Source organism: Saccharopolyspora sp. NPDC045941, assembly GCF_056431445.1.
This window is the reverse complement of the sequence record NZ_JBWKKU010000082.1, coordinates 26,162-35,218: the sequence shown is the minus strand read 5'-3', so window position 1 is coordinate 35,218 and position 9,057 is coordinate 26,162. Positions and strand designations below refer to the sequence as shown.

At 69.2% G+C, this 9,057-nt stretch carries 10 protein-coding genes; 3 read left to right on the top strand and 7 right to left on the bottom strand.

Features of this window, described 5'->3' with window-relative positions; genetic code table 11:
- On the top strand, positions 1 to 194 hold a 194-nt coding region (locus tag AC07FN_RS40335), incomplete at its 5' end, for a hypothetical protein (RefSeq protein ID WP_478400400.1).
- Positions 195 to 285: 91 nt separating this feature from the next.
- Here AC07FN_RS40335 and AC07FN_RS40330 read toward each other — a convergent pair.
- The 4 genes from AC07FN_RS40330 to AC07FN_RS40315 all read right to left on the bottom strand — a co-directional run bounded on the left by AC07FN_RS40330 (position 286) and on the right by AC07FN_RS40315 (position 3,162).
- On the bottom strand, positions 286 to 1,023 hold the full coding sequence (locus AC07FN_RS40330) for an SRPBCC family protein (protein ID WP_478400399.1): 738 nt from the start codon (positions 1,021 to 1,023) through the stop codon (positions 286 to 288).
- A 5-nt stretch (positions 1,024 to 1,028) separates the two neighbouring features.
- Positions 1,029 to 1,439 (bottom strand): VOC family protein, encoded by a 411-nt coding sequence (locus AC07FN_RS40325; RefSeq protein WP_478400398.1) that lies wholly within the window; start codon positions 1,437 to 1,439, stop codon positions 1,029 to 1,031.
- 2 nt (positions 1,440 to 1,441) lie between these two features.
- Complete coding sequence (locus AC07FN_RS40320; protein WP_478400397.1) at positions 1,442 to 2,035, bottom strand: ArsR/SmtB family transcription factor; 594 nt, start codon at positions 2,033 to 2,035, stop codon at positions 1,442 to 1,444.
- 68 nt (positions 2,036 to 2,103) lie between these two features.
- Positions 2,104 to 3,162, bottom strand: a complete 1,059-nt coding sequence (locus AC07FN_RS40315; protein ID WP_478400396.1) for a LysR family transcriptional regulator — start codon at positions 3,160 to 3,162, stop codon at positions 2,104 to 2,106.
- 173 nt (positions 3,163 to 3,335) lie between these two features.
- On the opposite strand from AC07FN_RS40315, the gene AC07FN_RS40310 reads away from it, so the two are divergent.
- Positions 3,336 to 4,532, top strand: coding sequence for an MFS transporter (locus AC07FN_RS40310; RefSeq protein WP_478400403.1), 1,197 nt, complete (start codon positions 3,336 to 3,338; stop codon positions 4,530 to 4,532).
- Positions 4,533 to 4,598: 66 nt separating this feature from the next.
- On the opposite strand, the gene AC07FN_RS40305 is transcribed toward AC07FN_RS40310, so the two are convergent.
- The 3 genes from AC07FN_RS40305 to AC07FN_RS40295 all read right to left on the bottom strand — a co-directional run bounded on the left by AC07FN_RS40305 (position 4,599) and on the right by AC07FN_RS40295 (position 7,090).
- Positions 4,599 to 5,552, bottom strand: coding sequence for a DUF3048 domain-containing protein (locus tag AC07FN_RS40305; RefSeq protein WP_478400395.1), 954 nt, complete (start codon positions 5,550 to 5,552; stop codon positions 4,599 to 4,601).
- Between the two features lie 71 nt (positions 5,553 to 5,623).
- Positions 5,624 to 6,193: an NADPH-dependent FMN reductase gene (locus tag AC07FN_RS40300; RefSeq protein ID WP_478400394.1), complete on the bottom strand. Its 570-nt coding sequence runs from the start codon at positions 6,191 to 6,193 to the stop codon at positions 5,624 to 5,626.
- A 63-nt stretch (positions 6,194 to 6,256) separates the two neighbouring features.
- Positions 6,257 to 7,090, bottom strand: coding sequence for an arylamine N-acetyltransferase family protein (locus AC07FN_RS40295; RefSeq protein ID WP_478400393.1), 834 nt, complete (start codon positions 7,088 to 7,090; stop codon positions 6,257 to 6,259).
- A 293-nt stretch (positions 7,091 to 7,383) separates the two neighbouring features.
- Between AC07FN_RS40295 and AC07FN_RS40290 the strand changes: the two genes are divergently transcribed.
- Positions 7,384 to 8,919, top strand: a complete 1,536-nt coding sequence (locus AC07FN_RS40290) for a UxaA family hydrolase (RefSeq protein WP_478400392.1) — start codon at positions 7,384 to 7,386, stop codon at positions 8,917 to 8,919.
- Positions 8,920 to 9,057: the final 138 nt, after the last annotated feature.

The following is a 9,057-nucleotide window of genomic DNA, read 5'->3' as shown; positions in this document are numbered from 1 at the left end:
CAGCGGTCGCGGCCGATATCACCGCCACACGCAACCTCAGCCCTCGTCGCCGCCACCGCAGCTACGCCCGCGTGATCAAACGCGGCCGCCACAACGCTTACCTGGTCAAAAAACCCACCGACACCGGCACCCGCCACGACAGCCCACCCACCATCCAGCTCGCCAGCACCAGCCAAGTCGACACAGCAGCATGATCAAAAAACGCTAAGCGGCATTGCGCTATAGCACCCCAAACCACTCACGGCGGCCCGGAAGGCCCGCGTCCTGACCGGCCCAAGACGGCCTTCATCGCCCGGTGATGCGGTCGATCCAGGACTGCCAGGCGGCGCTGCGGGACTCGCGGTCCACCGCGACGCCGTAGAAGTACTGGGTCGTGCTCACCATGTGGTGCAGATCGTCGGCCATGAAGCGGTAGAGGCCGTGCTCGGTGCGGATGCCGAGCAGCGACTCGTCGCGCAGGTCCACCACGCCCTCGATGGGTTCGAGCCCTTCCGGGGTGAGGCGCACCTGTTCGCCGAGGGCCGGATCCGCGCCGAGCCGCGCGATCAGGTCGGCCCACACCGCCTTTCCGGGCCGGTCGGTGAATCCGGTGGCGACCACGTTGGCCACCGGCAGCCCGGGGAAGTGCCGGAAGTACTCGGCGAGGTTGTGCAGGAACAGGTCCCAGCCCTTGCCGAAGCCGTCGTACTCGGCCTCCCAGTCGTCGCCGCCGAAGAATCCACTTTGGACGAGCCGGAGCACGGTGGCGCCGCCCGCCCTGCCCTCGACCAGGAACTCGATCGTCAACGGAGGTTCGCCGTCCGGGCCGGGCGCGCCGTAGACGACCCGTCTGCCCGGCTCCCGCTCCAGCACCTGGCCGGCCTGGGTGTTGCCGCCGCCGAAGTCCGCCTCGATCTCGTCGCCCGCGTGCTCGTGCGGCACGAACCAGACCGACATGCCCTCCGGGGTGGAGATCGCCTGCCAGACCTGTTCCGGGGTGGCGGCGAGTTCGATCTCCTTCGCCAGCCGCCGGCGCTCGTCCACCGCGATCAGCCCTGCTGGACGAGGATGATGAGGTTGCCGCAGGTGTCGTCGAACACCGCCTGCGCGCCGAAATCGGTCTTCACCGGCTCCTGGGTGAACTCGACCCCGAGTTCCTTCATCCGCGCGCAGTCCTTCTCCAGGTCCGTGCTGCCGAGCATGGTGAACGGGATGCCCGCGTCGTACAGCGTCTTCTTGTACACCTGCGCGGCCGGCTTGCCGTCGATCTGGATCCCGGGGTTGCCGTCCGGTTCGAGCAGCAGCTCAACGCCGTCCGGCGCATCGGGCGAGACGACGGTCAGCCACTTGGCGTCGCCGGCCGGGATGTCGGTCTTCTTCACGAAGCCCAGCACGTCGGTGTAGAACGCCAAGGCCTTGTCCTGGTCGTCGACCAGGATGCTGGTAACCGGGACGAACATGATCAACTCTCCTCTTCTCGTCGAACCGTCGGATGCACAGCGACCACGATCCGGTGCGCCCGCCCATCGGCCGTGGACTCGTCGTGGTACTTCGAGATCAGCGATGTCACCGCCCCGGACAACTCCTCGGCGAACGCGGCGCGGTCGGCCGCGGAGGCGAACCGGACCTCGCCGTCGATGGCGAACGTCGCGAGCCGCTTGTGGGCCTTTGCCGCTCCCGCGATCAGCTCGCCCACGTCTCGCACCAGCCGCGCGGCCACCGCGAGCAGCCAGCGCGCGGACAGCCGGTCGCGAGACCGCGCGGGATCGGGCTCGACCGCCGCCAGGACGCTCGGCGAGATCACGTACGAGACCGCGGTCGCCCGCAGCACGCGCTCGGTGAAGTTGCCCTTGCGCCGCTCCTCGACCAGCTCGACCAACCCATGCCGCTCCAGCTCGCGCAGGTGGTAGTTGACCTTCTGCCGGGTCAGCCCGACCTTCTGCGCGAGCGTAGTCGCCGAGCCGGGTTCGGCCAGTTCGGCGAGCAGCCGGGCGCGCACCGGGTCCAGCGAGACCTCGGCCGCCCCCGGATCGTCGATCACCGCGACATCGTGCATGTCAACACCGTCCCATTGACAAATTTTTTTGTCAATGCGGACCGGCATGCTGACCAGCCGGGAGTCGCTCACCTAGATGTTGCCGACCACGACGTTGTTGGCGGCGGCGGATTGAGTCGACTGGGTGGCAAGCGGGTTGAGCGAGTCATGTTGTGATGCTGGTGGCGGGTGTGCACGATGTCGCCGGCGCTGCGACGTGGTGTCGTTGCCCAGGACGGGAGCCAGGCTGTCGCGGGGAGTGGTGTCAGGCTTGCGAAGTGGTTGACGATCGCCCGAAGTCCCGGGTGCGGATTCGTTCTGGGGAACATGAGGGAGAGCGGGTAGGCGAGCGTCGGGTTCACGATCGGGATGCGGCGCAGGTCGTAGTTCGCCGGCCAGATGTACCGGTCGCGCGCGCCGACGAGGGTGGCCACGTCGGCGGAGTCCGCGAGGGCGTCGAGGAGCACCTCGTTGCCGAAGTTCGGGCCTGCCGCGTCGATGCGGAGGTCGAAGGCGGTGGCGAGCTGATCGTAGAACTCTCCCCATTCGCTTCGGGGTGCGATACCCGGCATCCAGATCCGTTGCTTGCGCAGCTGGGGTGGTGTCAGTGTTCGTGCGGAGGCGAGCGGATGCCTGGGGCCGACGAGAAGTTCCAGCGGGGAGTCGAAGGCGTGGATCATTTGCACGTCGCGCGGCAGCGTGGCCGGATCGGTGATGGTGCGGAACGAGGCGTCGATATCGCCTGCCTGGACGGCGGCGGCCGCCACGTGCGGGTCGTTGTCCCTGAGGGTCACCACGTCGAGGTCTGTTTCGGGATGAGACCGCCAATAGTCGTGCAGGATGACGGCCTGCGCGCTTCGCAGGCCTAGAACGTCGATCCGAAGGGCTCGCGAACCCGGTCTGATCGCGGTGATGGCGCGATCAACACCCGCGACGATGCTCCGCGCGTGCGGGAGGAACGCCTGGCCGTCGAGCGTCAGTTCAACGCCTCGGGCGGTACGGGTGAACAGGCGGACCTCCAGCCCGCGCTCCAGGGTGGCGATCCGCTTCGAGACCGCCTGCTGTGTCACGCCCAGCTCGTCGGCCGCGTGTTGCAACTGTCCGAGCTCGGCCGCCCGGACGAACGACCGCACTGCCTCGGTATCCATTGATCCAGCTTATGCACGCCCAACTGATCGTTGTGGCTCGCCGGAAGGCGGTTGTTTGATCCTGCTCCCATGCAGCCGATCTGATTCAGGGACCCGAACATCGGTTGTTCCGGAGGAGTCGTGTGCACGTGAAATTGGGGTCCGATTTCGGCTGGCTGTGGTCGGCCTACGCCATGAGCACGTACGGCACGTGGCTTGCCTTCGGAGCGTTCCCGCTCATCGCGGTTCGAGTGCTGAACTCGCCGGCATTCGCGGTTTCGCTCCTGGGGGCAACCGGGCTTGCTGTCGGGGCGATCGTTGCGGTCCCGCTCGGGCCGTGGGTCGAGCACCGGGCCAAGCGTCCGGTGATGATCGGGATGGATCTGGCTCGGTTCCTCGCGATGGCGAGCATTCCGGTCGCGTACTTCCTCGGCTTGCTGTCCTACGGCCAGCTGCTGGTCGTCTCGGTCATCTCCGGAACCGCAAGCATCGCCTTCACCGCCGCATCCGGCGCGTACCTGAAATACCTCGTCCGCAGCGAGCACCTCCTCGCCGCGAACGGGAGATTCGAGGGCACGAACTGGGTGGCGACCGCGGTCGGCCCGCCCCTCGGCGGCGCGCTCATCGCCCTGCTCGGCCCGGTCATCACTGTCGTGGCCGACGCCCTCAGCTACCTGCTATCCGCGCTCGCGGTCCTCCGCATCCACGGAGGCGACGTCGCGACACCCCGCGACCCGGCCACCCCGTTGCGCGGAGCCGACCTGCTCGGAGGCTGGCGGTTCATCCTCCACGACCGCGCACTGCGGTGCCTGTTCCTCAACTCGATCCTGGTCGGCGGCCTGATCATGGCCACCGTCCCGCTCCTGGCCGTCCTCCTCCTCGGTGAATACCACTTCCCGGCCTGGCAATACGGTCTTGCCTTCGGCATCCCGGCACTCGGCGGCTTCGCGGGCGCCCGCCTTTCCGCACCCCTCGTGAAGCGTTACGGCCGGCACCGGGTCATGGCCGTCTCCGGCTGGCTGAGATCGCTCTTCCCGCTCGGTCTCGCGTTCATCCATCCCGGCATCCCCGGGCTCCTCACCGTGATCGTCGTCGAGGGCCTGCTGATCACATGCATGGGCATCTTCAACCCGATCTACGCCACAGAACGCCTGCAACGCACCCCCGCAGATCAGGCCGCCCAAGTCCTCAGCGCATGGAGTGTCAGCAGCAAGCTCGTCCAGGCCACCCTGACGGCGATCTGGGGTGCCCTCGCAACACTCACAAGCCCCCTCGCCGCGATCACCATCTCCGGCGTCTTCCTGATCGCCACTCCGCTCCTGCTGCCCAAACGGACCCACTTGTCCGCCCCTGAACCCGCCGCGTCGGCCGAAGACGTCCCGGCCGCATGACTCACCGCAACGCCCGTTCACCCCGGAAGGGCGCCGCAGGCTCATCGAGCGCTTGGCCTCCTGCACCTAGACCGGGACCAGGACGATCCAGACCTGGCCGGGCGCGAACGGGATCGGCTCACCCGCCGGTGTGGTGTAGGCGGTGCCCACCTCGGAGATCGGCCGGGACCAGCGGGCCTCGAACGACAGGCCGTCGCGGAGCACCAGCGCGCGCCCCTCCCCGATGGTTTCCGCGAACGGCGACACGTTCCCCACCACGTCGCGGAACGGCGAGGCCGACACGGGGACTTCCTGGAGCACCACCGTGCTCGCGCCGAGCCGTCCGCTGTCGGCGGCCGAGTACGGGCGGCCGTCCATCGACACCAGCCATCGCCGATCACCCGGCGACCAGGTGAAACTCACGCGCGCGGCCCGGTAGGCGACCTCCTCCCGGCCGGCAGGCACGCCGCCGGGAGGGGCCGCGCCGAACAGCAGCCGGGCGTCCGGCGACCAACCCGCGCCCGCCGGAAGCCGGGCCGGGCGCACGAAGAGGTTGTGCGGCGCCTGGCCCGGTCCCCGGAAGTACGCGCCGGGAACGCTCGCCTGCGAGGCGTCGTTCACCGGTGCCCGCCCGATCTCCGGCAGGAGTTCCGGTGCCGCACCGGAGAACGCCAGCGTCGGATGCCCGAACTGGGGCAGCAGGCGCAGGTCGGTCTGCCGGGCGCTGCGCACCGGGCCCACCACCGGCGGCAGGCTGGACGCGAAAACCGCTATCAGCCTGCTGATTCCCGCCTCGACCGGCTCGACGAAGATCACGTCTGCCGAGCCGATCCCGGTCGGCGGGCGGGCCGGCGGCGAGTTGTCCACCTTGACCGCGAGCACCGGCGGCCCGGCCGGCGGAGGTGGCGGTGGGGGCTCGGGAGGCGGCGGGGCCGGCTCAGCGATCGGCACCGTCAGCGTTCCAGTGGGTTGCAGGGCCAACCCCCCGAGCACGACGGCCAGGACGGTGACCAGGGTTCCGAACACGCGCAACCACCACATCGCCCCTCCACGACGGCAGTCGTCCGCTGCCGGTAGCTTCGCGCGCCCCGGCAGCCACGACAAGGGGCCGATCAGCGGTACGGACGCCGATCCCGGGCTTCCTTCGTCGCGCGCGCCCACCAGACGACCTGGTCCAGCATCAGCTTCGCCGCGCCGGCCGGGCCCATCTCGTCCTTGGGGTTGCCGGACTCGTCGAAGCAGTCGTAGACGCCGTGGAAGCTCACGGTTTCGCGGACGGTCACGGTGTGCAATTCGGCGAAGACCTGGCGGAGCTGCTCGACCGCCCGCAGGCCGCCGGAAATCCCGCCGTAGGAGACGAATCCGACCGGCTTGGTCTGCCACTCGGCGTTGGCGGTGTCGATGGCGTACTTCAGCGATGCCGGGTAGCCGTGGTTGTACTCGGGGGTGATCACGACGAACGCGTCCGCGGCGGCCAGCCGGCCTGCGTACGCCGTCAGCTGCGGGGTGGGGCCGGCCGGGTGCACCGCGGGGAGTTCGAGCTCGGCCAGGTCGATGACGTCGACGTCCAGTTCCGGGTGCTGCTTCGCCAGGCCGGCGAACCAACCGGCCACCGTCCCGGCGAAGCGGCCCTCCCTGGTGCTGCCGACGATGACGCCCAGTCGCAAGAGGTCTTCGGACATTTTCGCTTTCCCTTCAGGATGACTGCCTTGCGGACCATCCTGAAACTTCGACATTACTCGAAGTCAACTCTCGTCGTCCGCAGTGGACCCATGCCGCGCCCGGAGCGCGTCGAACTCGGCGTCGCTCAGCCGCACGTCGAGATCGCGCAGGACGGGTTCCAGCTGGTCGACGGAGATCTTGGTGACCGCCACATCGCCACCGGGGCGCTCCACCGCGAGCTCGTCGCCGACCAGGCGGCGGCTGATCCCCCGGTCCAGCCGCATGACGACCAGCTTGCGACCGAACGGCGACCGGGGATGCGTCGAGATGAAGTGGTGCGCCACCTCGTAGTCGCTGAAGTGCTGCGGCATCTCGTCGGAGGAGTGCAGCGCTTCCCAGCCTTCCGCGGTCTCGATCTCCAGCGTCCACAGTGCACCCTCGCGGACCAGGCGGTGCTTCCAGCCGGCCTGGTCGACCAACGCCCCGTCCGCGAACGGCATCGGCGTGAACAGGTTCGCGCCGAAGCCCACATCGGCCAGGTGGTCGGTGCCGTCGACGCGAACCCGGAGCATCGCGTGGGTCCGGAAGCCGAACTGCCGCGGCCGGGTTCGCGCCATCCGGCGCTCCACGTCGAACCCCAGGTTCTCCAGCACCGCCGCGAACAGCAGCGCGTGCTCGTAGCAGTAGCCGCCGCGGCCGCGCCGGACGAGCTTGTCGTTGATCTCGGGCAACGCGACCCCGGGGTGCTGCCCGAGGATCACGTCGACGTTCTCGAACGGGATGGCGCGCACGTGGGCCTCGTGCAGCGACCGCAGCGCCGCCGCCGACGGCTCCACCCGCGGGTGCCCGAGCCGGGCCAGGTAGGCGTCGACGTCGGCGGTCCCGATCTGCCATTCGTCGTGCTCGTTCTCGCTCATGACTGGTCCGCCTCTCCGCGATTCACAGTGGTGGTTGCGTTCAGCCCACTCCCCCGTTGCGCGGTTTCCTTTGGCTGGCTTGCGTCACGGTCCCCTGGGGTGCGGTTGAGGAGAGCTGAGGTTGACACCGGGCTACTCATGCCCAAAGCCTGGCAATTCGACCGCGTTGGAGGTCAAGGCGCAGATCCGGGATTTCCGGCGGAACGGGCGCGGATCCCGTGCCGTTGACACCGGACGCGAGCCGCAAATACGGTATATCAACCGGTGTTCGAAATACCAGACATGGAGCGGGCATGCCGAACATTCCGACCCTCATCCACCTGCGCGACGAGGACGACGTCGCCATCGCCGGCGCCGACCTGGGTGCGGGCGCCGAAACCAGGGTCGGCGGCGGCGCGGTCGTGCTGCGCGCGGACGTGCCACGCGGGCACAAGGTGGCGGTGCACGACATCGCGGCGGGCAGCGCGGTGCGCCGGTACGGCCAGGTGATCGGCTTCGCGGGCCGGGACATCGCCGCCGGGGAGCACATCCACCTGCACAACCTCGAATACCGCGAGTTCGAACGGGCCTACGAGTTCGCCGTCGACGCCCAGCCCGAACAGCTCCTGCCCGCGGACCAGCGCGCGACCTTCCAGGGCTACGTCCGCTCCGACGGCAAGGTCGGCACCCGCAACTACCTCGGCGTGCTCACCAGCGTCAACTGCTCGGCGACCGCGGCGAAGCTCATCGCCCAGCAGATGCGGTTCTCCGGCGTCCTGGACGACTTCCCGAACGTCGACGGCGTCGTCGCGCTCACCCACGGCACCGGCTGCGGCATGGCCCCCGACGGCGAGGGCATCGACGTGCTGCGGCGCGTCATGCGCGGCTACCTCACGCACCCGAACTTCGCGGGCTTCCTCGTCCTGGGCCTCGGCTGCGAGGACAACCAGATCGTCAAGCTCACCGAGGACGTCGAGCTGCGCAGCGGCCTGCCGGTCGTCACCGCGACCATCCAGGAACTCGGCGGCACCACCAAGACCGTCCGCGCGGGCGTCGGCCGGCTCACCGAGCTGCTGCCCGAGGTCGACAAGGTCGAGCGCACCGCGGTCCCGGCCAGCGAACTCGTCCTCGGCACCAACTGCGGCGGCTCGGACTCCTACTCCGGCGTCACCGCCAACCCCGCGCTCGGCGCGGCGGTCGACCGGCTCGTCGCGCACGGCGGCACCGGCATCGTCGGCGAAACGCCCGAGATCTACGGCACCGAGCACATGCTCGCCCGCCGCGCCGCCAGCCGCGAGGTCGGCGAGAAGCTCCTGGACAAGATCGTCTGGTGGCAGGACTACACCGCCAAGAACGGCGGTTCGATGGACAACAACCCCTCCCCCGGCAACAAGGCGGGCGGCCTGACGACCATCCTGGAGAAGTCGCTGGGCGCGGTCGCGAAGGGCGGCACCACGACGCTGCGCGACGTCGTCGACTACGCCGCCCCCGTCACCAGCAAGGGCTTCGTGTTCATGGACACGCCCGGCTACGACCCGGTGTCGGTGACCGGGATCGTGGCGGGCGGCGCCAACGTCGTCTGCTTCACCACCGGCCGCGGATCGGCGTTCGGCTGCTCCCCCGTCCCGAGCCTCAAGCTCGCCACCAACACCCCGCTCTACGAGCACATGAGCGAGGACATGGACATCAACGCGGGCAGCATCATCGACGGCGAGACCACCGTCGAAGAGCTCGGCGAGCAGATCTTCGACCACGTGCTGCGCGTCGCCTCCGGCGAGCACACCAAGAGCGAAGACCTCGGCTACGGCGAGGAGGAGTTCGTCCCCTGGCACATCGGCACCGTCATGTGACGGCCCGGGGCCTGTCGGGAAGGCTGGGCCTGGTGCTGATCCGCTTCCGCTCCCCGTGGGCGCAGCGCAGAACCGCCTGATCAGCGGCATCGCGTCGCACGGTTGGGCCTTACTCGACGCGCCTCGGGCTGGCTACAT

Coding starts and splice junctions, on each gene's coding strand:
- AC07FN_RS40310 (WP_478400403.1), top strand. CDS start 3,336: ATGAGCACGTACGGCACGTGGCTTGCCTTCGGAGCGTTCCCGCTCATC.
- AC07FN_RS40325 (WP_478400398.1), bottom strand. CDS start 1,439: ATGTTCGTCCCGGTTACCAGCATCCTGGTCGACGACCAGGACAAGGCC.
- AC07FN_RS40290 (WP_478400392.1), top strand. CDS start 7,384: ATGCCGAACATTCCGACCCTCATCCACCTGCGCGACGAGGACGACGTC.
- AC07FN_RS40295 (WP_478400393.1), bottom strand. CDS start 7,090: ATGAGCGAGAACGAGCACGACGAATGGCAGATCGGGACCGCCGACGTC.
- AC07FN_RS40320 (WP_478400397.1), bottom strand. CDS start 2,035: ATGCACGATGTCGCGGTGATCGACGATCCGGGGGCGGCCGAGGTCTCG.
- AC07FN_RS40315 (WP_478400396.1), bottom strand. CDS start 3,162: ATGGATACCGAGGCAGTGCGGTCGTTCGTCCGGGCGGCCGAGCTCGGA.
- AC07FN_RS40305 (WP_478400395.1), bottom strand. CDS start 5,552: ATGTGGTGGTTGCGCGTGTTCGGAACCCTGGTCACCGTCCTGGCCGTC.
- AC07FN_RS40300 (WP_478400394.1), bottom strand. CDS start 6,193: ATGTCCGAAGACCTCTTGCGACTGGGCGTCATCGTCGGCAGCACCAGG.